The 23,901-nt window shown below is 71.4% G+C and carries 24 protein-coding genes; 13 read left to right on the forward strand and 11 right to left on the reverse strand.

Annotation, left to right across the window (positions count from 1 at the left end):
- Positions 1-73 precede the first annotated feature (73 nt).
- On the forward strand, positions 74-1,021 hold the full coding sequence (locus JOD64_RS24880) for an ADP-ribosylglycohydrolase family protein (RefSeq protein WP_204944451.1): 948 nt from the start codon (positions 74-76) through the stop codon (positions 1,019-1,021).
- A gap of 249 nt (positions 1,022-1,270) precedes the next feature.
- On the opposite strand, the gene JOD64_RS24885 is transcribed toward JOD64_RS24880, so the two are convergent.
- Positions 1,271-2,278, reverse strand: coding sequence for a DUF1775 domain-containing protein (locus tag JOD64_RS24885; protein ID WP_204944452.1), 1,008 nt, complete (start codon positions 2,276-2,278; stop codon positions 1,271-1,273).
- Between the two features lie 187 nt (positions 2,279-2,465).
- Here JOD64_RS24885 and thrS point away from each other — a divergent pair, with 187 nt between their 5' ends.
- Positions 2,466-4,478, forward strand: coding sequence for a threonine--tRNA ligase (gene thrS, locus JOD64_RS24890; RefSeq protein WP_204944453.1), 2,013 nt, complete (start codon positions 2,466-2,468; stop codon positions 4,476-4,478).
- 150 nt (positions 4,479-4,628) lie between these two features.
- On the opposite strand, the gene JOD64_RS24895 is transcribed toward thrS, so the two are convergent.
- A complete protein-coding gene (locus JOD64_RS24895; RefSeq protein WP_204944454.1) occupies positions 4,629-5,357 on the reverse strand; it encodes a D-Ala-D-Ala carboxypeptidase family metallohydrolase in 729 nt (242 codons plus the stop codon).
- Positions 5,358-5,533: 176 nt separating this feature from the next.
- Between JOD64_RS24895 and JOD64_RS24900 the strand changes: the two genes are divergently transcribed.
- Positions 5,534-6,046, forward strand: a complete 513-nt coding sequence (locus JOD64_RS24900) for an HIT family protein (protein ID WP_204944455.1) — start codon at positions 5,534-5,536, stop codon at positions 6,044-6,046.
- Positions 6,047-6,114: 68 nt separating this feature from the next.
- Here the strand turns inward: JOD64_RS24900 and JOD64_RS24905 are convergent, their stop codons facing one another.
- Complete coding sequence (locus tag JOD64_RS24905; protein ID WP_239559640.1) at positions 6,115-6,597, reverse strand: hypothetical protein; 483 nt, start codon at positions 6,595-6,597, stop codon at positions 6,115-6,117.
- 96 nt (positions 6,598-6,693) lie between these two features.
- Here JOD64_RS24905 and JOD64_RS24910 point away from each other — a divergent pair, with 96 nt between their 5' ends.
- Complete coding sequence (locus JOD64_RS24910) at positions 6,694-7,752, forward strand: aldo/keto reductase (protein WP_204944457.1); 1,059 nt, start codon at positions 6,694-6,696, stop codon at positions 7,750-7,752.
- Between the two features lie 317 nt (positions 7,753-8,069).
- Here JOD64_RS24910 and JOD64_RS24915 read toward each other — a convergent pair whose 3' ends face one another.
- Positions 8,070-10,226, reverse strand: a complete 2,157-nt coding sequence (locus tag JOD64_RS24915; protein ID WP_204944458.1) for an elongation factor G-like protein EF-G2 — start codon at positions 10,224-10,226, stop codon at positions 8,070-8,072.
- A gap of 249 nt (positions 10,227-10,475) precedes the next feature.
- Between JOD64_RS24915 and pgsA the strand changes: the two genes are divergently transcribed.
- From pgsA to JOD64_RS24960, 9 genes are all read left to right on the forward strand, one after another.
- Entirely contained in the window at positions 10,476-11,105 is a 630-nt protein-coding gene (gene pgsA, locus JOD64_RS24920; RefSeq protein WP_204944459.1) for a phosphatidylinositol phosphate synthase, read from the forward strand.
- Positions 11,106-11,151: 46 nt separating this feature from the next.
- The gene (locus tag JOD64_RS24925; RefSeq protein WP_204944460.1) at positions 11,152-12,084 is read left to right on the forward strand and encodes a phosphatidylinositol mannoside acyltransferase; all 933 of its coding nucleotides are present in this window, start codon (positions 11,152-11,154) and stop codon (positions 12,082-12,084) included.
- A gap of 16 nt (positions 12,085-12,100) precedes the next feature.
- Entirely contained in the window at positions 12,101-13,261 is a 1,161-nt protein-coding gene (locus JOD64_RS24930; RefSeq protein ID WP_204944461.1) for a glycosyltransferase family 4 protein, read from the forward strand.
- 92 nt (positions 13,262-13,353) lie between these two features.
- The gene (locus JOD64_RS24935) at positions 13,354-13,848 is read left to right on the forward strand and encodes a hypothetical protein (RefSeq protein WP_204944462.1); all 495 of its coding nucleotides are present in this window, start codon (positions 13,354-13,356) and stop codon (positions 13,846-13,848) included.
- 168 nt (positions 13,849-14,016) lie between these two features.
- Positions 14,017-14,934, forward strand: coding sequence for a pyridoxal 5'-phosphate synthase lyase subunit PdxS (gene pdxS / locus JOD64_RS24940; RefSeq protein WP_204944463.1), 918 nt, complete (start codon positions 14,017-14,019; stop codon positions 14,932-14,934).
- Positions 14,935-14,944: 10 nt separating this feature from the next.
- Entirely contained in the window at positions 14,945-15,550 is a 606-nt protein-coding gene (gene pdxT, locus JOD64_RS24945; RefSeq protein WP_204944464.1) for a pyridoxal 5'-phosphate synthase glutaminase subunit PdxT, read from the forward strand.
- Positions 15,551-15,798: 248 nt separating this feature from the next.
- Positions 15,799-16,551, forward strand: coding sequence for a YebC/PmpR family DNA-binding transcriptional regulator (locus tag JOD64_RS24950; protein ID WP_204944465.1), 753 nt, complete (start codon positions 15,799-15,801; stop codon positions 16,549-16,551).
- A gap of 226 nt (positions 16,552-16,777) precedes the next feature.
- On the forward strand, positions 16,778-17,713 hold the full coding sequence (locus JOD64_RS24955; protein ID WP_204944466.1) for a cyclase family protein: 936 nt from the start codon (positions 16,778-16,780) through the stop codon (positions 17,711-17,713).
- A gap of 27 nt (positions 17,714-17,740) precedes the next feature.
- Positions 17,741-18,364 carry a ribonuclease FAU-1 family protein gene (locus JOD64_RS24960; RefSeq protein WP_307813619.1) on the forward strand — a complete coding sequence of 208 codons (624 nt, stop codon included), beginning with the start codon at positions 17,741-17,743 and terminating at the stop codon, positions 18,362-18,364.
- 86 nt (positions 18,365-18,450) lie between these two features.
- On the opposite strand, the gene JOD64_RS24965 is transcribed toward JOD64_RS24960, so the two are convergent.
- The 7 genes from JOD64_RS24965 to JOD64_RS24990 all read right to left on the reverse strand — a co-directional run bounded on the left by JOD64_RS24965 (position 18,451) and on the right by JOD64_RS24990 (position 23,857).
- Positions 18,451-19,512, reverse strand: coding sequence for an ABC transporter permease (locus tag JOD64_RS24965; RefSeq protein ID WP_204944467.1), 1,062 nt, complete (start codon positions 19,510-19,512; stop codon positions 18,451-18,453).
- Complete coding sequence (locus JOD64_RS24970; RefSeq protein WP_204944468.1) at positions 19,509-20,402, reverse strand: ABC transporter ATP-binding protein; 894 nt, start codon at positions 20,400-20,402, stop codon at positions 19,509-19,511. Before JOD64_RS24970 ends, JOD64_RS24965 begins: the two co-directional genes overlap by 4 nt.
- A gap of 81 nt (positions 20,403-20,483) precedes the next feature.
- On the reverse strand, positions 20,484-21,182 hold the full coding sequence (locus JOD64_RS24975; RefSeq protein ID WP_204944469.1) for a response regulator: 699 nt from the start codon (positions 21,180-21,182) through the stop codon (positions 20,484-20,486).
- The gene (locus tag JOD64_RS24980; RefSeq protein WP_204944470.1) at positions 21,179-22,456 is read right to left on the reverse strand and encodes a sensor histidine kinase; all 1,278 of its coding nucleotides are present in this window, start codon (positions 22,454-22,456) and stop codon (positions 21,179-21,181) included. The genes JOD64_RS24975 and JOD64_RS24980 overlap by 4 nt, the downstream gene beginning before the upstream one ends.
- A complete protein-coding gene (locus tag JOD64_RS33575; RefSeq protein ID WP_275581593.1) occupies positions 22,453-22,575 on the reverse strand; it encodes a hypothetical protein in 123 nt (40 codons plus the stop codon). The genes JOD64_RS24980 and JOD64_RS33575 overlap by 4 nt, the downstream gene beginning before the upstream one ends.
- Positions 22,572-23,519 carry a permease prefix domain 1-containing protein gene (locus JOD64_RS24985; RefSeq protein ID WP_204944471.1) on the reverse strand — a complete coding sequence of 316 codons (948 nt, stop codon included), beginning with the start codon at positions 23,517-23,519 and terminating at the stop codon, positions 22,572-22,574. Before JOD64_RS24985 ends, JOD64_RS33575 begins: the two co-directional genes overlap by 4 nt.
- Positions 23,516-23,857, reverse strand: a complete 342-nt coding sequence (locus JOD64_RS24990; protein WP_204944472.1) for a PadR family transcriptional regulator — start codon at positions 23,855-23,857, stop codon at positions 23,516-23,518. Before JOD64_RS24990 ends, JOD64_RS24985 begins: the two co-directional genes overlap by 4 nt.
- Between the last annotated feature and the right edge of the window lie 44 nt (positions 23,858-23,901).

Genomic DNA, 23,901 nt, shown 5'->3' on the forward strand with positions numbered 1-23,901 from the left:
GACAAGACCGTACTTTGCCTGGCAAGTTGATCGCGTTGCGACGTGCCTGGCGAGCGGGCAAGCTGGTAGGACGATGTCTTTCACCCTGTTCGTCGATGCCCGCCTCGCGCTCGCCCGGGACAGCCTCGCCGGTCTCTCCACCGGCGACGCGCTCGGCGCGCAGTACTTTCTGCCGGGGCCACCGTCCGCGGATCTCGACACGGGGTCACCGTCCGTGGATCTCGCCACGGGCGCACTGCCGCCGGCACCCTGGGAGTGGACCGACGACACCGAGATGGCCTGCTCGGTCCTCGCCGAGCTGGCCGACTCCGGCGGCATCGACCGGGACCGGTTGGCCCTGGCCTTCGCCGAGCGGTGCGCACCCCGGCGGGGCTACGGCGCTGGCGCCATGCTGATCCTGGGGCTGATCCGCACCGGCACCCCGTGGCCGTTGGCCGCCGCTTCCGCCTTCGACGGCCAGGGCTCCTGCGGCAACGGCGCGGCGATGCGGGTCGGCCCGCTGGGCGCGTACTTCGCCGACTCGACCGCTCGCGCCGCGGCACAGGCCCGCGCCTCAGCGGAGGTGACGCACGCGCACCCGGAGGGGATAACCGGCGCTGTCGCGGTGGCGGTTGCCGCCGCGCTGGCCGCCCGGGCCCGCCTCGACGGGCACCGTCCGGCCCCGGAGCGGCTGCTCGCGGGAATCGCCGCGGCGCTCGATCCGGGCACCGAGGTACACCGGAGCGTGAGTCGGGCGGCCGGGCTGCTCGGCCGGCCACTGCCCCGGGTGGTGGCGGCGCTCGGCAACGGGTCCCGGATCACCGCCCAGGACACCGTCGGGTTCACCCTCTGGGTAGCCGCCACCCACCTCGACGACTACCCGGCGGCGATCCAGACGTGCGTGCGGGCCGGCGGGGACGTGGACACCACGGCCGCCATCGCGGGGTCGGTGGTGGCGGCGTACACCGGTGTCGGTACTCCCGGCGGTGTGCCCGACTCGTGGCTGGCCGCCCGCGAACCGTTACCCACCTGGCTGCCCTGATCGTCGTCATGCCGGGCCTGCGTCGTCGCGCCGGGCCGTGTCGTCACGTCGGCCTGTGTCGTCGCGCCGGGCCTGCCTCGTCGCGCCGGGCCGTGTCGTCACGTCGGACTGCGTCGTCGGGGCGCCGCTAGGTCGTGATCCACTCCGTATCGCCGACATGGGGGTATCCGGGCGGCGGGATACCCCCATGTCGGCGATGTTGAGTCGATCATGCCTGGAAGATCGCGGGGTCGCGGCGGTGGTCGCTGATCAGCCGACGTGGGCGGGAGTGCCGACCTCGGTCGGACTCGGGTCGGAGGCCGGGTCTCTGTCGGAGGCCGGGTCCGTGACGGGCGCGGCCAGCGCCGAATCGGCAGGCGGCGTCGTGGCCGTCTCGGGCATATCGGCTGCTCCGCCGGTCGCCCCTGTTCCGCCGGTCACGTCTCCATCGCCGGTCGCTCCTGCTCCGCCGGTCGCCCCTGCGCCGCCGGTCACCTCGGCGAGCGCCGCTTGCTCGGCCGGGTCGCGTCGGCGCCACCGACTGACCAGCCAGCCGATCGCCGCGCCGCCGCCCAACCCGGCTAGCAGGCCGGCGGCCAGCATCCCGTCGGCGCTGCCGGACTCGCGGTCGGCCGGTGTCGCCCCGTCGGCGGCTGGAGCGTCGACACCGGTGTCCGCTGCGGCCGGCGCACCGGCAGCCGGGGCGCTATGACCGCCGTGCCCGGCCGGTCCGGCCGCGCCGGCGGCCGCCGGGAGCAGGGTGAGCACCGGGGCCCGGTGCGCGCCGGTGGCGTCCGCCCACCGGACCACCGTGCCATCGGTGTACGTCTGAACGACCTCGAAGGTGAGCCGCTCCACCTGCGGCATCGGCCCCATGGACAGCGCCAGCCGGGCCGGCCCGGGTTCGCTCCCGCCGACCCGGACCCAGGTCACCGCAGTGGTCACCGTGCTCACACCGGTGGAGTGGATGCCGGTCACCGGCCGGTCCAGGGTGCGCGAGCTGATCCGGGGCGCCCAGCCGTTCACCGACATCGGGTAGACCTCGGCGATCGGCGCGTCCGCCGGCAACCGGACCTCGATCTCGCGGGTCGTCGTGCCGGCCCGCTCCTCCGGCACGGTGAACTCCAGGCGTACGGCGTCGCCCTGCCGAGCCTCGGTCGGGGTGGTCGTCACGTCCGCGGCGTGCGCCGCACCGGGCCAGAGCAGCAGCCCGGCGGCGGCCAGCGCGGTCACCGCCGCGATCCGCCGTCGACGTCCGCCGCCATGCGTGCTCGCCATCCTGTGCCCCCATCCGTGTCGGTGTGGCCGGCACCGGTTCCGGCCACATCTGGTAGTTCGGCTGCGCGGCGTGAAAGGTTCAACGCGGCCGTGAGTAAGGTGCCGTTCCCGGTGGGGGACGGGGCGACCGATAGCATCGGCAGGAGCCGAGGATCGGCACCGTTTCGTACCGCTTGGAGGAGTCACCGTGTCCGCACCCCGTACCCCCGCCGTGGCCGACCCCGTCGTCGTCGTCGCCGCCGGGACCACGGCGGCCGACGCGGTGGCCGCGGCCGGACTGCCCGCGAACGGCCCCAAGGCGATCGTGGTGGTCCGCGACCCGGAGGGTCAGCTGCGCGACCTGGACTGGTCGCCGGCCGAGGAGACTGTCGTCGAGCCGGTCAGCCTGGATTCGCCCGACGGGCTGAACGTGCTGCGCCACTCCACCGCGCACGTCCTGGCCCAGGCCGTGCAGGACATCTTCCCCGAGGCCAAGCTGGGCATCGGCCCGCCGATCGAGAACGGCTTCTACTACGACTTCGACGTCGACAAGCCGTTCCAGCCCGATGACCTCAGCAAGCTCGAAAAGCGCATGCAGGAGATCATCAAGTCCGGCCAGCGGTTCCGCCGGCGCCGCTTCCGCAACCTGGACGAGGCGCGCACCGAGCTGGCCGACGAGCCGTTCAAGTTGGAGTTGATCGACCTCAAGGGTGACGGGCTGGACTCCTCGCAGGTGATGGAGGTGGGCGGTGGCGAGCTGACCATCTACGACAACCTCGACGCCAAGGAGGACAAGGTCTGCTGGTCGGACCTGTGCCGGGGGCCACACCTGCCGACCACCCGCCTGATCGGCGCGTTCAAGTTGATGCGCTCCGCCGCCGCCTACTGGCGTGGGTCGGAGAAGAACCCGCAACTGCAGCGGGTGTACGGCACCGCGTGGCCGACCCGCGATGAGCTGAAGGCGTACCTGAAGCTGTTGGAGGAGGCCGCCCGACGCGACCACCGCAAGCTCGGTGCGGACCTCGACCTGTTCAGCTTCCCTGACGAGATCGGCTCCGGCCTGGCGGTCTTCCACCCCAAGGGCGGCATCATCCGCCGGGAGATGGAGCACTACTCGCGGCGCCGGCACGAGGAGGCGGGGTACGAGTTCGTCAACACCCCGCACATCACCAAGGCGCAGCTGTTCCAGACCTCCGGTCACCTGCCGTACTACGCGGACACCATGTTCCCGCCCATGCAGCTGGAGGGCGCGGACTACTACCTCAAGGCGATGAACTGCCCGATGCACAACCTGATCTTCAGGGCGCGCGGGCGGTCGTACCGGGAGCTGCCGCTGCGGCTGTTCGAGTTCGGCACCGTCTACCGGTACGAGAAGTCCGGCGTGGTGCACGGCCTGACCCGGGTTCGTGGTCTGACCCAGGACGACTCGCACATCTACTGCACCCGTGAGCAGATGGCCGGCGAGCTGTCCACGCTGCTCAGCTTCGTGCTGGATCTGCTGCGCGACTACGGTCTGGACGACTTCTACCTGGAGCTGTCGACCCGGGACGACTCGCCCAAGTTCATCGGCGCCGACGAGGACTGGGCGGAGGCCACCGAGGCGCTGCGGACCGCCGCCGCGACCTCCGGCCTGGAGTTGGTGCCCGACCCGGGCGGCGCGGCGTTCTACGGCCCGAAGATCTCCGTGCAGGCGCGGGACGCGATCGGCCGGACGTGGCAGATGTCCACCATCCAGGTCGACTTCAACCAGCCGGAGCGGTTCGGGTTGGAGTACCAGGCCGCCGACGGCACCCGCCAGCGGCCCGTGATGATCCACCGCGCGTTGTTCGGCTCGATCGAGCGGTTCTTCGGGGTGCTCACCGAGCACTACGCGGGCGCGTTCCCGGCGTGGCTGGCGCCGGTGCAGGTGATCGGCATCCCGATCCGCGAGGACCACACCGACTACCTGCACGGCTTCGTCGCGGCGCTGCGCGCCGAGGGGATCCGGGCGCAGGTGGACGCGGGCGACGACCGGATGCAGAAGAAGATCCGTACGGCGCAGCAGCAGAAGATCCCGTTCATGGTGATCGCCGGCGACGACGATGTGGCCGCCGGCACGGTGTCCTTCCGCTACCGCGACGGCTCCCAGCGCAACGGGGTGCCGATCGCCGAGGCGGTGAACCACGTCCTGGACGTGGTCAGCTCGCGGACCAACATCGGCCCCTCGGCCGCCGCCGAGTAGCGCCTCACGGCCCCGCGCGGACCGGTCCGCGCGCGGCCGGTAATGATCGTGCTTGATCCATGAAGTAGTGGCCTCCCGGCTGTGGGAGGCCACTACTTCGTTGTTCGAGCGTGATCTCCGGCGGCCGACCGCCAAAGATCACGCCCGGCGTCAGATGCCGCAGGTCGGCGCCGACCAGCCGCCGACCGCCGCCACGTGGGTGTGGTCGTTGTGGTCCGGGTAGCCGGGACCGAGGATCTGTCCGAAGCCGTGGTAGCGGGCCTGCTGGGCCAGTCGGCACAACGACGGTGAGCCGACCAGGTCCACCGCGTCGCCGTACAGGTGCCGACTGTTCGACGCCCCGCCAACCGCGCTGTTGCAGGCGTAGCTGCGGAAGCTGCTGCTGATCGCGATGGGCACGTCACCGAGGGCGTGCCGCAGGGCCTGGAGCTTCCACATCGAGACGAGCGCGTTGAACCGTGCGGTGCTCGCCGCGACCGCCCCGCCGGACCAGGTGCTGTTGCAGTTGTTCAGCTCGGCGTAGCTGAAGTTGGCGGGGGTGCAGTCGTCGTCCTGGAGGGCGTAGAGCCGGTTGAAGGTCTGCGGGCCGGCGATTCCGTCCGCGGACAGCCCGTACGCCTGCTGGAAGCGGATCACCGCCGAGCGGGTGGCCGCGCCGAAAGCGCCGTCGATGGTCAGCACGGCACCGTAGCCGGGATAGCCGGCGACCCGGATCTGGAGTTGCCGGACGTCTTCACCGGACGCCCCCTGGGACAGGCTGCGACCCCAGGTGTAGCAGCCGTCCGCCTGTGCCGCTCCGGCGGTGAGGGTGATGCCGGCCACTGTGGTGGCGGCGGTCAGCGCAAGTGCCGCGAGAAGCCTGCCGAGCCGTCGGATCATGTAACCCTCCATCAATGAATGGAAGTACGTGGATGCATGAAATCTTCAGATGTGAGCATCAATACGTCAAGAATTTGCAGCAAGGATTTTCCCGGCGGCAGGTGTCGCGGCCCGCCTGAGCGGCTCCGTAGGATCGGCTCGTGACAGGCGCGGAACGGCATACGGACATCGGTGGCATGACAGACGGCCTGGAACGGCTCTGGACGCCGCATCGGATGACCTACATATCCGGCGACGACCGCCCGGCCGAGGGCTACGAGAAGCCCGCCGGGTGTCCGTTCTGTCGGGCCCCGAAGCTGCCGCCGGAGGAGAGCCTCGTGGTGGCCCGTGGCGAGCACGTCTTCGTGGTGCTCAACCTCTACCCGTACAACCCGGGGCACCTGCTGGTCTGCCCCTACCGGCACGTCGCGGACTACACCGACCTGGACGTGCCGGAAACCATCGAGCTGGCGTCGTACACCCAGACCGCGATGCGGGTGATCCGCAAGGTGAGCAACGCGCACGGCTTCAACCTGGGCATGAACCAGGGCGGGGTGGCCGGGGCCGGCATCGCCGCCCACCTGCACCAGCACGTCGTGCCGCGGTGGGGCGGCGACGCGAACTTCATGCCGGTGATCGGTCGCACGAAGGTCCTGCCGCAACTGCTCGGCGACACCCGCGACCTGCTCAGCCGCGCCTGGCCGTCCTGACCGGCGTCCGCGTTGTGCGGCGTCCGCCTTGGGCGGGGGCCGGTCGCGCGGTGTCCGCGCCGGTCGGGTCAGTCGGCGCGCAGCAGCGGGGTCAGCTCCGGCCAGCTCTCCACCCGATGTACGCGAGGCAGCAGCGCGGCGTGTGCGGCGACCTGCGCCGGGCGTGGCCGGAACAGGAAGCGGTGCGGCACCGAGTCGAGGTAGCCGAGCACCTCCAGCTTGTCGTCCACGAAGTGGGTCAGCCCGAGTCGCCGGGCGATCGGTGCCTTGTCCGGACGGGTGCGGCAGAAGTGCACCCGCTGCTCGGGGATGCCGGTGCGCGCCGGAAAGTCGTGGTGGGCCAACCACTCCCGGGTGCGCCGCTCGGTGGACTCCCCGCACTTGGACACCAGGTGCACCTCGTCGAACGCCGGGCCCACTGCCGCGAGCGCCTCGAAAGCCCCGTCGACGACGGGGGTCCGCAGGTAGTGCGCGCCGAAGAACGACGTGTCGGCGTCCCCGTCGGCCGGCTCGATGATCACGCCCCCGATGTCCACACCCAGCCTCCGCATGCGGCCGATCATGCCGCACCGGCAGGTCGACACACACCCGGGTTTCCGCACGGGATCTGCTACGCCCCGGCGCGGTGAAGGTGGCACGATCGGCCGATGGCAGTCACGACACGGACGTTGGGGCGCAGCGGCATCGAGGTCAGCGCCCTCGGCATGGGGTGCTGGGCGATCGGCGGCCCCTGGGCGGAGGGCTCCCAGCCGTTGGGCTGGGGCGCGGTCGACGACGACGAGTCCGTGCGGGCGGTACGTCGGGCCCTCGATCTGGGCATCACCCTCTTCGACACCGCCGACACGTACGGTGCCGGGCACGGTGAGCGGGTGCTCGGCCGGGCGCTCGCCGGCCACCGGGACGACGCCGTGATCGCCACCAAGTGGGGTTACACCTTCGACGAGCCGAGCCGGCAGGCAACCGGGGAGGACGCGTCGCCCGCGTACCTGCGGCGGGCCGTGACCGCCTCGCTACGCCGGCTCGACACCGACCGGATCGACCTCTACCAGTTGCACCTGGCCGACCTGCCGGTGCCGCGGGCACAGGCGCTGATCGGCACCTGCGAGGACCTGGTCGCCGAGGGGCTGATCCGGGCGTACGGGTGGAGCACCGACCGACCCGACCGGGCCGGCCTGTTCGGGCATGGCGCCGCCGGCGCCACCGCCGTGCAGCACACCCTGTCGGTACTGCGGGACGCCCCCGAACTGCTCGCCGTCTGCGACAAGTACGACCTGGCGAGCGTCAACCGGGGTCCGCTGGGGATGGGCCTGCTCACCGGCAAGTACTCGGCCGGGTCGATCCTGCCCCACGACGACGTGCGCGGGCTGGCCCCGGGTTGGTTGGAGTGGTTCCGTGGCGGCCGGCCGGCGCCGGAGTGGCTGCGCCGGGTCGCCGCGGTCCGCGCCGCGCTCACCGCCGACGGGCGCAGCCTCGCCCAGGGTGCGCTCGGCTGGATCTGGGCCCGCAGTGGTCGTACCATCCCGATCCCGGGCTGCCGTACGGTCGCGCAGGTCGAGGAGAACGCCGCGGCACTGCACCGGGGTCCACTGCCGGCGGATCAGTTCACCGAGGTGGAACGCCAGTTGGCCGCACTCCGTACCGCCGCCCTCCGCGACGCCGACCGCCCCCACTGGCCCCCTCCCACGCACCCCACCATCCATCCCTGAGCGGGTACCCGCACCCGTCGGGTCCGTGCTGCCATTCCGTCCTGGATTCGGGTGCCCACCTCACCTGTGAGTGCGGCCTCCTGTAGAGCTGCCCCGTATCTGGGGCGGTGGCCTGGTCGGGTGGTGGTGGCGTGTCAAGCTGCGGTGTGCCTGGTGCGGTGGCTCGGTCAGGTCCCGGCGCGCGGGTAGAGCTGCCCCGTATCTGGGGCAGCTCTACAGGGCGCACGACATGCCATGCCAACCCGCCGCACCGCCCCCTGTCGATCACGAGTTGTGGTGCCCCGCGGATCGCGGAAACCGGGCGCGGTGGGGCGAGGTCAGGGGGTGTGTTCCTTGCGGATCTGGTCGGCCAGGTGGGCGGGCATGGGGTCGTGACGGACGAAGTTGCGGCGGAAGGTGCCCGTGCCGGCCGTCATCGAGCGCAGCTCGACGGCGTACCGAAGTAGTTCGGTGGCTGGCACTTCCGCGCGGACGAGGGTGCGGCCCTCGGCGTCCGGGTCCGGTTCGGTCCCGAGGACTCGGCCGCGGCGGCCGGACAGGTCGCCCATCACGGTGCCCACCGAGCCGTCCGGTACCCGGATGGTGACCTCGTCGATCGGTTCCAGTAGTGCCGGCTGGCCTCGGTCGGCGGCGTCACGCAGGGCGAGTGCGCCCGCGGTTTGGAAGGCCGCGTCGGAGGAGTCGACGCTGTGCGCCTTGCCGTCGACCAGGGTCACCCGCAGGTCCACCACGGGGTGGCCGACGACGAGGCCGCGTTCGAGTTGGGCGCGGACGCCCTTCTCGACCGACGGGATGTAGTTGTGTGGCACCGCGCCGCCGACGACCCGGTCGACGAATTCGAAGCCGCTGCCCGGGGGCAGGGGCTCGACCTCGATGTCGCAGACCGCGTACTGGCCGTGGCCTCCGGACTGCTTGACGTGCCGGCCGTGCCCCTTCGCGGGCACGGTCAGCGTCTCGCGCAGCGACACCTTGACCGGCTCGGTGTCCAGTTCGACGCCGCCGGCGCGCAGCCGGTCGAGCACCACGTCGGCGTGTGCCTCGCCCATGCACCAGAGCACCAACTGGTGGGTTTCCGGGTTGCGCTCCAGCCGCAGGGTGGGGTCGCCGGCGACGAGGCGGGCGAGGTTGCGGGCCAGGGCGTCCTCGTCGGCGCGGCTGTGGGCGACGACCGCCACCGGCAGCATTGGCTCGGGCATCTCCCAGGGTGCGATCAGCAGCGGTTCGTCCCGGGCGGAGATGGTGTCGCCGGTCTCGGCGCTGCCCGACTTGGTGATCGCGCAGATGTCGCCGGCCACGCAGAGCGGCACCTCCCGCAGGGTGGCGCCCAGCGGGGTGAAGATGTGCCCGACCCGCTCGTCGGCGTCGTGGTCGGGGTGCCCGCGCTCGGCCATGCCGTGACCGGAGACGTGCATGGTCTGGTCGGGGCGCAGCGTGCCGGAGAAGACCCGGACCAACGAGACCCGGCCGACGTGGCGGTCGATGGTGGTCTTGACGACCTCCGCGACGAGCGGCCCGGCCGGGTCGCAGGTCAGCGGCGGACGCGGCGAGCCGTCCACGCCGGTCACCGCCGGCAACTCGTGCTCCAGCGGCGACGGGAACGCGGCGGTCAACACCTCCAGCAGCACGTCCAGCCCGACACCGGTCTCGGCGCAGACCGGCACCACCGGGTAGAAGTGGCCACGGGCGACGGCCTTCTCCAGGTCGTCGATGAGCACCTCGGTGCTGATCTCCTCGCCGTCGAGGTAGCGGTCCATGAGGGTCTCGTCCTCGCTCTCGGCGATGATCCCCTCGATCAGCTCGTCGCGGGACTCGTCGATGGCCCGCTGGTGCTCCGGGTCGGGATCGCGGACGTCGGCGGGAAGCCCGGCGGAGTAGTCGAAGACCCGGCGGGTGATCAGGCCGAGCAGACCCTCGGTGGAGACGCCGTCGTCGCCGAGCATCGGCAGGTAGAGGGGCATCACGTTGTCGCCGAAGAGGCGCTGGCAGAGCGCCACCGTCTCGTCGACGTCGGCGCGGGGCTGGTCCAGTCGGGCCACCGCGACCGCGCGGGGCATGTCGACGGCCGCGCACTCCTCCCACAGCGCGACGGTGGCCGCGTCCATGCCGCCCGCTGCGGAGACGACGAAGAGGGCGGCGTCGGCGGCCCGCAGCCCGGCGCGCAGCTCGCCGACGAAGTCGGCGTACCCGGGGGTGTCCAGCAGGTTGACCTTGATGCCGTTGTGCAGCAGCGGTGCGCAGGACAGGCTGACCGACCGTTGTTGGCGTACGGCGGCGGGGTCGTGGTCACCGACCGTGGTGCCGTCGACCACGGTACCGGCCCGGCTGATCGTGCCGGTCGCCGCGAGCAGGGTCTCGACCAGGGTCGTCTTGCCTGCCCCGGAGTGCCCGACGAGTACGACGTTGCGTACCCGCTCGGGCTCGGTGATCACCGGCGTGCCGCCGGTGGAACCCTTGTCCTGATTTTTTTGCGCCATGGGGCGCACCTCCCTCAGCCGGTGGTGGTGGCGACCGCCGCGCGACGGGAAGCGGCCCGGGGCGAGTGCGCGGCGATATCCTCCGGTGGTCTGCTGCACAGCGGGAACGGGACGGGCGGACGGGTGAGCTGGCTCACCTCCCGGCTCGATCTCACACCCGTTGCCGGGTAGGCACAAGCCTCTCCCGGGCGGGTCGGCGGTACCGTCCGTATCGCCGGAGCTGGGCCGACCGTTATCGTGGGGACCGCCATGGCGAAGATCTTCCAAGTGTCGGCCCGCGCGGGGATGACCCGCGTCGTCGAGCCGATTGCCCGCGCCCTGCTGCGCGCGGGCGTCACCCCCAATGCCGTCACCGTTGCGGGCACCGTTGGTGTGCTCGTCGGTGCGCTCGGCTTCGGTGCCCGCGGCCATCTGGTCGCGGGCGCGTTAATCGTTACCGTTTTCGCGCTCACCGACCTGCTCGACGGGACGATGGCCCGGATGAGCGGCGGCTCCACCAGGTTCGGCGCGTTCCTCGACTCAAGCATGGACCGGGTCGCCGACAGCGCCGTCTTCGGCGCGGTCGCGTACTGGCTGGCCACGCAGGGCAACCACTCCGGGGTGGCCGCCGCGTTGGTCTGCCTGGCCGCCGGCAGCCTGGTCTCCTACGTGAAGGCCCGCGCCGAGGGGCTGGGCATGACCTGCAACGTGGGCATCGCCGAGCGCACCGAGCGGCTGCTGATCGTCGGGGTCGGCGGCATCCTCACCGGCCTGAACGTGAAGCCGGCGCTGGAGATCGCGCTCTGGCTGCTCGCCGCGGTGTCGATCTTCACGGTGGGGCAGCGGATGGCGCACGTCTACCGCCAGGCCCAGCAGCTCCAGCCGGACCGTCAGGCGTGAGCGGCGTGTCGACGGCCCGGCACCGGCCGACCGGCGGCCGGGCCGCGTGAACCTCACCGAGCTCGGCTACGTCGCGGGCTGGCGGGTGGTCCGCGCGCTACCCCGGCCGCTGGTGGCGGCGGCGTTCCAGGTGGGCGCGGACCGCGCCCACCGCCGCGCCGGCGGGGGTACGGCCCGACTGCGCGCGAACCTGCGCCGGGTGGTCGGCCCGGAGCTGCCCGAGGCCGAGCTGGACGATCTCGTCAAGCGCGGGCTCCGCTCGTACGCCCGGTACTGGATGGAGGCGTTCCGGCTGCCCGCGTTGAGTCGGGCGCAGATCCTGTCCGGCTTCCGACTCGACGGCGCCGAGCTGCTCGCCGCCGACGTGGCCGCGGGCCGGGGCGCCGTGGTGGCCCTTCCCCATGCCGGCAACTACGACGCCGCGGGCGCCTGGGTGGCGGCCACCGGCTGGCCGATCACCACGGTGATGGAACGGCTCAAGCCGGAGGGCGTGTACAAGCGTTTCGTGGCCTTCCGGGGGAGCGTGGGCATGGAGATCCTGCCGACCCACGGCGGGCCGCGTCCGGCGTTCGACGTGTTGCTGGACCGGCTCCGGGCCGGTGCGGTGGTGCCGCTGCTGGCCGACCGCGACCTCTCCGCCCGGGGGGTGGAGGTGGACTTCTTCGGCGGGAAGACCCGCATGCCGGCCGGGCCCGCACTGCTGGCGCTGCACACCGGAGCGCCGCTCTACGTGGCCTCGATGTGGTACGAACCGGACGCCGCGTGCGCGTCGCTCGCCGGCCCGTTGCCGGTGCCGGGGCCCGAGGTGGGGCCTCTGGACCAGCGGGTCCGGTCGCTGACCCAGCTGATCGCCGACCGTCTGGCGGCGGGCATCGCCCGGCATCCGGAAGACTGGCACATGTTGCAGCGGATGTGGCTGGACCAGCGGAGGGCGGGGGACGGCACAGCGCTGCCCTCGTCGGCCTCCGGTCAGGCCTGAGGAGGTGGGCTGACGCATGCGGATCGGCATCGTGTGCCCGTACTCCTTCGACGTGCCCGGTGGCGTGCAGAACCACGTGATGGACCTGGCCGAGGCGCTGATCACGCTGGGCCACGAGGTCAGTGTGCTCGCCCCGGCTGACGAGGATTCGCCGCTGCCGGCGTACGTGGTGTCCGCCGGTCGTGCGGTGCCGCTGCCGTACAACGGGTCGGTGGCCCGGATCGCGTTCGGTCCGGTCTCGACCGCCCGGGTCCGCCGTTGGATCACCAACGGTGACTTCGACGTGCTGCACGTGCACGAGCCGCTCACGCTGAGCCTGTCCCTGCTGGCCGTGCTGTCCGCCCGCGGGCCGGTGGTGGCCACGTTCCACACCGCGATGACCCGTTCGCGGGTGCTGGCCGCCGCGCAGGGCGTGCTGCAGATCGTGTTGGAGCGGATCACCGCCCGGATCGCGGTCAGTGCGCTGGCCCGCAAGGTCCAGGTCGAGCACATGGACGGCGGCGCGGTGGAGATCCCCAACGGGGTGGCCGTGGCCAAGTTCGCCGACGCCAAGCCGTTGCCGGGCTGGCCGGGGGAGTGCGCGCCGGGCAGCGGCGGCACCCTGGGCTTCCTGGGCCGGTTCACCGAGGCGCGCAAGGGCTTCCCGGTGCTGCGCGACGCGTTCGTGGCGATGGCCGCGACCCGGCCTGGGCTGCGGCTGCTCGTCGCTGGCCCGGGTGATCCCGACGACCTGTACGACCAGTTCCCGGCCGAGCTGCATGAGCGGGTCACGTTCCTCGGCCTGGTCACCGAACCGGACAAGGCGCGGATGCTGCGCAGTGTGCACCTCTACGTGGCACCGAACACCGGTGGCGAGTCGTTTGGCATGATCCTGACCGAGGCGTTGGCGGCGGGTACGACGGTGGTCGCCAGCGATCTGGACGCGTTCCGGCGGGTGCTCGACGGTGGGCGCGCCGGTCGGCTCTTCCCCACCGGTGACCCGTTGGGGCTGCGCGACGCGGTGACCGACCTGCTGGACGATCCGGCCGGGCGGGCCGCGCTGAGCGCCTGCGGCGATCAGGTGGTGGCGAATTACGACTGGCCGACGGTTGCTCGCCGCGTTGTGGAGGTATACGCAGCGGCGATCGAGGCAACCGACGGACGGGTGATCGACCAGGAGTGGGTGGGGCTGGGCTGACCCGGTGTGACAGATGGTGCGGATGACGACGGCGTGACCGGCGTGGCCGCGCCTCGGCGGAGGCGAAACGGAGCAGCACTACGATGCGGCACATGTGGTGGGTGGTGGCCGCGAGCGTGGTCCTGGGGCTGGTCGCGGCGTACCTCATCTGGACGGCCGGCCGGGTGGAGCGGCTGCAGGGCCGCGCGGAGCTGGCGGCCCGCGCCCTCGACGCCCACCTGTTGCGCCGGGCCGCGGCAGCCGCCGTGCTGGCAGAACGGCGCTTCGGCGTGGAGTTGTACGCGGCGGCCCGGATCGCCCTCGACGCCAGCCCGGATGAGCGGGAGGCGGCGGAGAACGACCTCACCCGGCAGTTGCGTGCCGTCCAGTTGGATCCGGGCGATCCGGACTGCGGTGCGGTCATCGCCGCCAGTCGTCGGCTCGCGCTGTCCCGGCAGGTGCACACGGACCTGGTCCGGGACGCCCGCTCGGCGCGTAGCCGGCCGTTGGTGCGGTTGTTGCGGATGGGGCGGGGCCGGGAGTGGCCGCGCTACTTCGACATCGACGATCCGACCCTTGTCGTCCCGGCGGACGTTCCGGCCGCCTGACCTGTCGCCGTGCGCCGGCTCCTGGAGCCGTCGCCAACCCGCCGCCGGGGCTGGTGAGCCGGGCCACAGTGCAGGCCACCGGGGGCTTGATTGGCTGTCGGTGTGGCGTTGACCTGCGCGTAGCATTTTCGCTGCCACCCCCAGAGTGCCTCTAAGGAGCGATGAGCCGTGCCCGAAAACACCGCCTCGAACACCGGTACCGCCCCCGTCGTCGGCACCGCCCGCGTCAAGCGTGGCATGGCCGAGATGCTCAAGGGCGGTGTGATCATGGACGTGGTCAACGCCGAGCAGGCCAAGATCGCTGAGGACGCCGGCGCGGTCGCGGTGATGGCCCTGGAGCGGGTGCCCGCCGACATCCGCGCGCAGGGCGGGGTGTCCCGGATGAGCGACCCCGACATGATCGACGGGATCATCGAGGCGGTCTCCATCCCGGTGATGGCCAAGGCCCGCATCGGCCACTTTGTGGAGGCGCAGATCCTCCAGTCGCTGGGTGTGGACTACGTCGACGAGTCCGAGGTGCTGACCCCGGCCGACTACGCGAACCACATCGACAAGTGGGCGTTCACGGTGCCCTTCGTCTGCGGCGCGACCAACCTGGGCGAGGCGCTGCGGCGGATCACCGAGGGTGCGGCCATGATCCGCTCCAAGGGGGAGGCGGGCACCGGGGACGTCTCCAACGCCACCACCCACATGCGCAGGATCCGTCAGGAGATCCGTCGACTGTCGTCGTTGCCGGCCGACGAGCTGTTCGTCGCGGCCAAGGAGCTGCAGGCCCCGTACGAGCTGGTCAAGGAGGTCGCCGAGAGCGGCAAGCTGCCGGTGGTGCTGTTCACCGCCGGTGGAATCGCCACCCCGGCCGACGCGGCGATGATGATGCAGCTCGGCGCCGAGGGTGTCTTCGTCGGCTCCGGGATCTTCAAGGCCGGCAACCCGGCTCAGCGGGCAGCCGCGATCGTCAAGGCCACCACCTTCCACGACGACCCGGACGTGCTGGCGAAGGTCTCCCGTGGCCTCGGCGAGGCCATGGTCGGCATCAACGTCGACGAGATCCCGCAGCCGCACCGCCTGGCCGAGCGCGGCTGGTGAGGTGAGCACCATGGCCGTACCCGTGATCGGTGTGCTCGCGCTCCAGGGGGATGTCCGCGAGCACGTGGCGGCGTTGGCGGCGGCCGGCGCGGACGCCCGCCCGGTCCGCCGTCCGGCGGAGCTGGACGCGGTGGATGGCCTGGTCGTCCCCGGGGGTGAGTCCACCACCATCAGCGAGCTCACCGACATCTTCGAGATGCGCGAGCCGATCGACAAGCGGATCGCCGACGGCATGCCGGTCTACGGCTCCTGCGCCGGCATGATCATGCTGGCGACCGAGGTGCTCGACGGCCGACCCGACCAGCGGGGCTTCTCCGGCATCGACATGACCGTGCGGCGCAACGCGTTCGGGCGGCAGGTCGACTCCTTCGAGGCCCCGGTGGAGATCACCGGGGTGCCGGGTGAGCCGTTCCACGCGGTCTTCATCCGGGCGCCCTGGGTCGAGCGGGTCGGTGCCGGCGTCGAGGTGATCGGATCGGTGACCGGCGGCCCGGCCGCCGACCGGATCGTGGCGGTCCGGCAGGGCAACCTGCTGGCCACCTCCTTCCACCCGGAGTTGACCGGTGACCTGCGCGTGCACGCGTACTTCGTGAACCTGGTCCGCACCGTCTCCTGACGGCGCCGTCGCTCAACCGGCGACCGGGTTTTGTCCCGTCTGCCCTGGTCCGAGCGGACGGAACGGAACCGCCACGCGCGGTGCATGACAGCGACCCGGGGGACGTCGGTAGGATTGCGGAGATTCGGCAGGGCCATCTGCCCGCCACGGCTTCCACCAGAGCTGACCGGCACCTCCGCGTGCGCCGGCGGGAGCGGGGCGTGAGCGGTGCGGTCGATGCAGACGGCGGGTAGCAACGGAGGTAGAAGATGTCCGGCCACTCAAAGTGGGCGACGACCAAGCACAAGAAGGCCGTCATCGACGCCAAGCGCGGCAAGATGTTCGCCAAGCTGATCAAGAACGTCGAGGTGGCCGCGCGGATCGGCGGCGGCGACCCCACCGGCAACCCGACGCTCTTCGACGCGATCCAGAAGGCGAAGAAGAGCTCGGTGCCGAACGACAACATCGACCGCGCCGTCAAGCGCGGCTCCGGCCTGGAAGCGGGCGGCGCCGACTGGCAGACGATCATGTATGAGGGGTACGGCCCGAACGGCGTGGCCATGCTCATCGAGTGCCTCACCGACAACCGCAACCGGGCGGCGACCGAGGTGCGCACCGCGCTGACCCGCAACGGCGGCTCGCTCGCCGACGCCGGCTCGGTGTCGTACATGTTCTCCCGCAAGGGCGTGGTGATCGTGCCCAAGGAGGGCACCAGCGAGGACGACGTGATGTTGGCTGTCCTCGACGCCGGCGCCGAGGAGGTCAACGACCTCGGTGAGGCGTACGAGGTGGTCTCCGAGCCGACCGACCTGATTCCGGTGCGGACCGCGCTGCAGGACGCCGGCATCGAGTACGAGTCGGCCGAGTCCTCCCTGATCCCCAGCATGAACATCCCGCTGGACGAAGAGGGCGCCCGCAAGATCTTCAAGCTGATCGACGTCCTGGAAGACTGCGACGACGTGCAGAACGTCTACGCCAACTTCGACATCTCCGACGACGTGATGGCGGCAGTGGACGCCTGAGAGCCTGTCGCCCGCTCGGCAGTGATCAGCACGTTCGGCTGTGCAGAGCCTCCGACGATCGAAACCTCGACCCGACAGGGCAGGGGCGGACGATCGGCGGAGGCTTTGCGCTGCACCCCGTCCGACAGCCGTTGCGGTCGTTGATCCGGCGCCGGGATACCCTGCCTGCGGTGCCGTGAAGCGCCTGACCGGAGGAGTCGATGCGGGGATGACGGTGAAGCGGGCGATGCCCACACAGGATGACGTGCTCGGGTATTTCGACACGCTGTCGAACTGGGGCCGGTGGGGCGACGACGACGAGCTCGGCACCCTGAACCACATCACCGACGACGTCCGGCTGGCGGCGGCGCGGGCCGTGCGTCACGGCAGGAGCGTGTCCTGCGCGTGGGAGGTCGCCGCACCGCGAGACATGGAGCGGTCGACGACGGCGTGCCCGTGCACCGCCGACATGCCGGGTGCCGAGAACATGCCAGCAGCCTTCCACGCCGACCGGCGCTGGGGCTTCTCGTCCGAGCAGCTCAGCATCTCGTACCACGGCAACACCCTCACCCACCTCGACTCGCCGTGCCACATCTTCTGGGACGGCATGATGTACAACGGGCGGTCGCACTCGCTGGTCGACACCGCGACGGGGTCGGCGTGGGCGGCCGTCACGGCGGCGGCGAACGGGATCATCACGCGCGGTGTGCTGCTGGACGTCGCGAGGGTCCGTGATGTGCCGTGGTTGGAACCGGGGCAGGGTGTGTATCCCGACGATCTCGAGGAGGCCGAGCGTCGCCAGGGTGTACGGGTGCGGCCCGGCGATGCGGTACTCCTGCGGACCGGCTATGGACGCTCCCGGCACGAGGCCGGTGCGGCCAGCGGTTTCACGCAGGCCGGCTGGCACGCGTCCTGCCTGCCGTGGCTACAGGAACGTGGCGTCGCGCTGATCGGCGCCGACACCCCCCAGGACGTGCAGCCGTCGGGGTACGACGATGTGTTGATGCCGGTCCACGCCGTGAGCCTCGTCGCGATGGGTCTGTGGATGCTCGACAACTGCGACCTGGAGGCGTGCGCGGCAACGGCCGCCGACCTCGGCCAGTGGGACTTCCACCTGTCCGTCGCGCCGGTCCGCTTCGCCGGCACGTCCGGCAGCCCGGTCAACCCCATCGCCACCTTCTGAGGGTGGTCCACGAGGAGGTGCTGAGCCGTGGGATTGCCACACCGATTTTCGCCGGGTGACGTGGTCGTTCGGCGTGAGGTTCTGCGTGGCGAGGTGTGGTTCGGCTGCCCGACGATCTGCGTCGAGGACTCACCCGACCTGCTCGCCCTCTACCTCCCGTCCGGAGCCGAGTTCGGTTTCCCGGCGACCGGCGTCTTTCCGTGTGGGCGGCACCCGTGGGAGACCGCCGGGCACCGGTCCTGGTCGGGGCACGGCAAGCTGATGCTGCAACGTCCCGGCGAGGCGCACTCGGTCGATGTGTTCTGGACCGGCCCGGGCCGGGACTTCGCCGGGTGGTACTTCAACCTCCAGGACCCGGTGCGGCGTACGCCGATCGGGGTGGACACCCTGGACCACGAGCTGGACCTGTGGTGGGCGGCGGACGCCGACCGGTACGTCTGGAAGGACGTGGAGATGTTCGCCCAGCGCCTCGTCGAGGGGCGCTACCCGGGTATGGGAGACGCGATCCAGGCCGAGGGTGACCGGATCGCCGCGCTGCTCGACGCGGGCGAGCGCTGGTGGGACCCGGCGTGGGCGAAGTGGCAGCCCGACCCGACCTGGTCGGCGTCCCCGCTGCCCGCCGGCTGGGACCAGGTGCCGCCGGCCCGCTGACCCGCGCGGTCGGTCCTCCGCCAGGTACGGCTGCGGGCGCCGGGGTCCGATCAGGACTCCGACGCCCGCGTGGGGTGGCCAGGGGTTCAGCCGATCGTCTCCCGCTCCCGCCAGGCGGTCCGCAGGGAGGTTCGGCCGTTGGTGCGCAGCAGCGACCCCTCGTACACCCGGGCCCCGGCGACCAGGAACGCCCCGGCGGCGAGCAGCAGGATGACCAGCGAGACGAACGGCTCCCAGCCGGCCGCGTCGCCGGTGAACAGCCGCAGCGGCATGGCCGTGGGCGACGAGAACGGCAGGTAGGACAGCACCCGCATCGCGGTGTCGTTGTCGTTCAGGAAGATCACCGCGAAGAACGGCAGCATGACGGCGAGTTGCACCGGCGTCGATACGGCGGCGATGTCCTCCTGCCGGTTGGCCAGGGCGCCGGCCGCCGCCCACATCGCGGCGAGCAGCACGAAACCGAGCAGGAAGAACGGCACGAACCAGCCGATCGCCGGGGCGAGCAGGGTGAGGAGACCGCCACTGTCACCGATCTGCATGCCGACCACCGCCACCACCGCGATGAGCGCGATCTGGGCGAACGCCAGGATGCCACCGGCCACCACCTTGCCGGCCAGCAGCGCTCGGACCGGCACGGCGGCGACCAGGATCTCCACGATCCGGGTCTGCTTCTCCTCGATGACGCTCTGCGCGATCTGCACCCCGAACGTCTGCGAGGTGATGAAGAAGACGAACGCGAAGACGAACGGCACCAGGAACGCCACCACCGGGTCGACCGCGTCCGGGTCGAGCAGGTGCACGGTCGGCTGGCTGCTCAGCGCCGCCACCACGTCGTCGGGGGCCTCGTCCATGGCCAGGACGGCCGGCCCCGCGACCACCGCGGCGTCGACGTCGTCGTCGCGGACGGCCTGCTCGGCGGCCCGGTCGTCGGCGACCACCCGGACCTCAAGGCCGGCCGCGCGCAGCGGAGCGGCCGCGCTCTCGGTCGCCGCCACGGTGGACGGTCCGCCGGAGAGCAGCGGAGGCAGGATGGTGCCGGCCGCGGCGATGAGCAGGAAGAAGAGCGTGCCGAACAGGAAGGTACGGTCGCGGATCTTGACCCGGATCTCGCGTTCGGCGACCAGCCGGATGGCCTGGGTGATGTTCACTGGGTGACCTCTCGGAAGATCTCGGTGAGCGAGGGGCTGACCGGGCGGAAGGCGCGGACCGGGCCACGGGCGAGGGCCGCCTGCAGCAGGGGCTGTTCGTCGGCGCCGGCCGGCAGGTCGAAGACCACTCGCGCCCCGTCCAACTCGACCAGGGTCACCCCGGGGTGGTCGCGCACCCAGCCGGCGTCGCTCGCCACCACCAGTTCGTAGCGGGGCACGGTGTAGGAGTCGCGCAGTTGCTGCCGGCTGCCAGCCGCCCGGATCACCCCGTCGGCGATGATCACCAGGTCGTCGCAGAGCCGCTCCACGACGTCGAGCTGGTGGCTGGAGAAGAGCACCGGCGCTCCGGCCGAGGCCCGTTCCCGTAGCACGGTGACGACGGTGTCGACGGCCAGCGGGTCGAGGCCGGAGAACGGCTCGTCGAGCACCAGCACCTCGGGGTCGTGCACCAGCGCGGCCGCGATCTGGGCGCGCTGCTGGTTGCCCAGCGACAGTGTCTCCAGCAGGTCGTCGCCGCGTTCGCCGAGCCCCACCCGTTCCAGGAGCGTGTCGGTGGCACGCCGAGCCGCAGGGGCGTCCAGGCCGTGCAGTCGACCCAGGTAGGTGACCTGCTCCCGGGTGGTCATCTTGGGGTAGAGGCCCCGCTCCTCCGGCATGTAACCGAAGCGTCGGCGGTCCTGCCGGGTCAGCTTCGCGCCACCCCAGCTCACCTCCCCGGCGTCCGGGGAGAGCACACCCAGGATGATCCGCATGGTGGTGGTCTTGCCGGCGCCGTTGGCGCCGACGAAGCCGGTCATCCGGCCGGCGGCCACCTCGAAGGAAACGTTCTTGAGTACCTGCCGGTCGCCGAAGCTGCGGTCGACGCCGTCGAGGCGAAGCGTTCTGGTCACGCACCCACGCTAGATCGAATACCGCGCTCAGCCGTCCGCCCGGCGGGGGAACGGGTGGGTCCGCCGCGCGACGGATGCCGGTCACCCGCCGGGTCGGACCACCCCGTTCTCGTACGCGAACACCACCGCCTGCACCCGGTCTCGCAGGCCGAGTTTGGCCAGCACCCGGCTCACGTGCGTCTTCACCGTCGCCTCGCCAAGGTGGATGGTCGCGGCGATCTCCGCGTTGCTGGCGCCGGAGGCGAGCAGCATCAGCACCTCTCGTTCACGCGTGGTCAGCTCACCCAGCGCGGCCTCGGCGTCCGGCCCGCGGTGGGCGGTGCCCGACGGGTCTCCGGGGCGGGCGAACGTGGAGATCACTCGACGGGTGATCTCCGGGGCGAGCAGTCCGTCGCCCCTGGCCAGCACCCGGATCGCCTCGATCAGTTCCTCCGGTGTGCCGTTCTTGAGCAGGAAGCCGCTGGCTCCGGCCCGCAGCGCGGCGAACAGGTAGTCGTCGCGGTCGAAGGTCGTGAGGATCAGCACCGCGGGTGCGCCCGGCCCGTCGGCGGTGATCTGCCGGGTGGCCTCCAGGCCGTCCATCCCGGGCATCTCCACATCCATGAGTACGACGTCGGGGCGGGTGGCGCGGGTCATGGTGACGGCCCGTTCGCCGTCGGCGGCCTCGCCGACCACCTCGATGTCGTCCTCTACCTCGAGGATGACCCGGAATCCGGTGCGGACGAGATGTTGGTCGTCGGCGAGCAGCACCCGGATCGGCGCTCCCGGTGTGGCGCTCATGACGAACGCCCCGCGCTGACCGGTAGGGGGAAGCGGGCGCGTACCCGCCACCCGCCGCCGGCGCGCGGTCCGGTCTCCAGGTCGCCGTCGTGCGCGGTGACCCGTTCGCGCATCCCGATCAGTCCCAGCCCGACGGTGTTGGTCGTGCCACCGGCCCGTCCGTCGTCGGTCACGTCGACCTCCACCTCCCGAGCCAGGTACCGGACGCGCACGTCCAGCATGTCCGCCCCGGCGTGCTTCAGGGTGTTGGTCACCGCCTCCTGCGTCACCCGGTAGGCCGCCTGCGAGACCGATTCGGGCAGCGCGATCGAGTCGCCGTACACCCCGAGGGTCGCCGTCAGGCCGGCGGCCCGGGCCCGCTCGATCAGCTCGCCGATTCGTTCGACGCCGCCGGCGGCCGGTGGCGCGGCGACGGCGTCGCCGGAGGTCCGCAGCACGCCCAGCATTCGCCGTAGCTCGTCCACGGCGGTGCGGGCGCTCTGCTCGATGGCGGCGAGTGCGGTGCGGGCCTTGCCCGGGTCGCGGTCGAACACCCGGCGGCAGGCGGACGCCTGCACCCCCATCACCGACACGTGGTGGGCGACCACGTCATGCAACTCCCGGGCGATCCGGACCCGTTCGCCGAGCACCGCGCGTTCCCGGGACTCGGCCTGCGACCCGCGCAGGTCCTCGGCCTGGGCGTGCAGTTCGTGCTCGCGTCGGGTGGCCACCCAGGCGGTCTCGCCGAAGAAGTACGCGAAACCGAAGACCAGAACATTGACCAGTACGCCGTTGACCATCGCGGCGAGCACCGGTGGCACCGGTCCGACCGCGTCGGCGAAGGCCCCGGGCGGGATGTGTTCGATCGTCACCGCGTAGTAGATCCCCAACCAGGCGAACATCGTGGCGATCACACCGATGCGCAGCCGGCGGGCCAGCTGATGGTTCTGCCCCCAGGCGCCGACGGTGTAGAGGGCGCAGAACAGGGCCCAGGAGGAGAACTGGGTCTCCGGTGCCGATCGCGCCTGCCCGGCGATGAACACCACCGAGACGATCAGCAGGGTGGCGACCGGCCAACGCCGCCGCCAGATCAGCGGCAGCGTCACCGCGACGGTCCAGAACAGTTGCTCCGGCCCGGACGGCGGCGGACCCAGCAGGAACGCCCCGGTGCTGCGGGCCAGGGTGAGGCTCACCAGCGCCAGCCCCGTCATCCCCAACCCGAGCCACAGGTCGTTGCGGCGCTGCTCGGCCGTTGGACCCGGGCGGTGCCATTCCCCCTGCTGTGCCGCGATCATTCGAGAACGATGCCACGGGCCCGGCCAGGCGTGTCCGGCGGGCGGGCCAGCGGTGCCGGCCAACGGGCGGCGGCCCGGCGCGGGGTACGCGCCGGGCCGCCCTGTCGGGAATCGCTCACGCCGTCTGGCGTCGGGTCTTGGTCGCGGTGTCGATGAGGTCCCAGACCATGATCACGGCCGCACCCAGCGCGATGGCGGCCCCGAGGGTGTCGCGGTTGTCCGCGTTCGCCAGCCAGCTCAGGCGCTCGGCCAGGGCCGGGTTGAGCAGCCGGTCGGAGAGCGCCAACCACATCAGCGGCACCGCGAACGCCACGTTGAGCAGCGCCTTGACGCCGAACAGGGGCCAGGTCCAGCGCCCGATCCGGTACTTGACGATTTCGAAGATCGCGGTGGCGACAAGCACCACGATCAGCGCCGGCAGCCAGAACGACCACAGTGCCGGGTCGAGGATCGGAAGGTTGTCGCCATCGGTGTCGTGCACCCAGGACTCGTAGTGCTGGAAGGGCAGGTACGCGATGGTCACCATGATCGTGACCACCGACGCGATGGTGTCGGCGAGGGGGATGCCCCGACGCACTTGCGCGTCGGGCAGCTGGTCGAGGTTCCACTCCGGCAGGTCCACTGTCGTTTGGGAGCGCTCGATGATGGCGAAGACCAGGGTGAGCCAGAAGCAGATGTGCACGGCCACGTGCAGGACGACGACGACGCCCGTCCCGATGGCCCCGAAGCCCTTGCCCTGGGCGGCTTCGACGACGGTGACCGCCGTGCCGGCGATCGCCGGGATGAAGCTGAGCAGCAGCTTCAGCAGTCGCAACCAGACCAGGTAGTAGGTCGGGCCGATGAGCTGCAGCCGCCGGTCGGCGTACTGGGCGGCCAGTAGGTCGGGGTTGCCCAGCTCGGTGAGCACCTCCCGCTCGGCGGCGGTCGGGTTCGCCCCGTCGCTGGTGCGGCCCTCGATCATGTCGTCGATCGAGGCGCGCAGCTCGTTGGCGATCTCCTCGCGTCGCGGAGCGGGCACTGAGCGCAGGGTGGCGGCGAGGTAGCGGTCGGTCAGGGTGTTCATCGTTCCACTCCTTGGATCAGCCCGGTGATGGAGGTCTGCACGGCGGCGAGGTCGTCGAGAAGCCGGGTCAGCATCGACTCGCCCTCGTCGCTGGTCCGGTAGAACTTGCGCGGTCGGCTCTCCTCGGTGTTCCACTCGCTGGTCAGCAGGCCCTGGTCCTCCAGGCGGCGCAGCAGCGGGTAGAGGGTGTTGGCGTCCACCGGGAAGCCGTGGTCGGTGAGCCGTTGCAGCAGTGCGTAGCCGTAGTCCGGTCGCCGCAGCGCGACCAGGCTGGCTACCACGACGGTGCCTCGACGCAACTCCTGTAGGTGCGTCCGTAGAACATCCTCGCTAACCATGTGTCACACCATACTGTGTGCCACACAGTGTTGTCCACCCCGAC

The organism is Micromonospora luteifusca, assembly GCF_016907275.1.
In the GTDB taxonomy this organism is placed as follows: domain Bacteria; phylum Actinomycetota; class Actinomycetes; order Mycobacteriales; family Micromonosporaceae; genus Micromonospora; species Micromonospora luteifusca.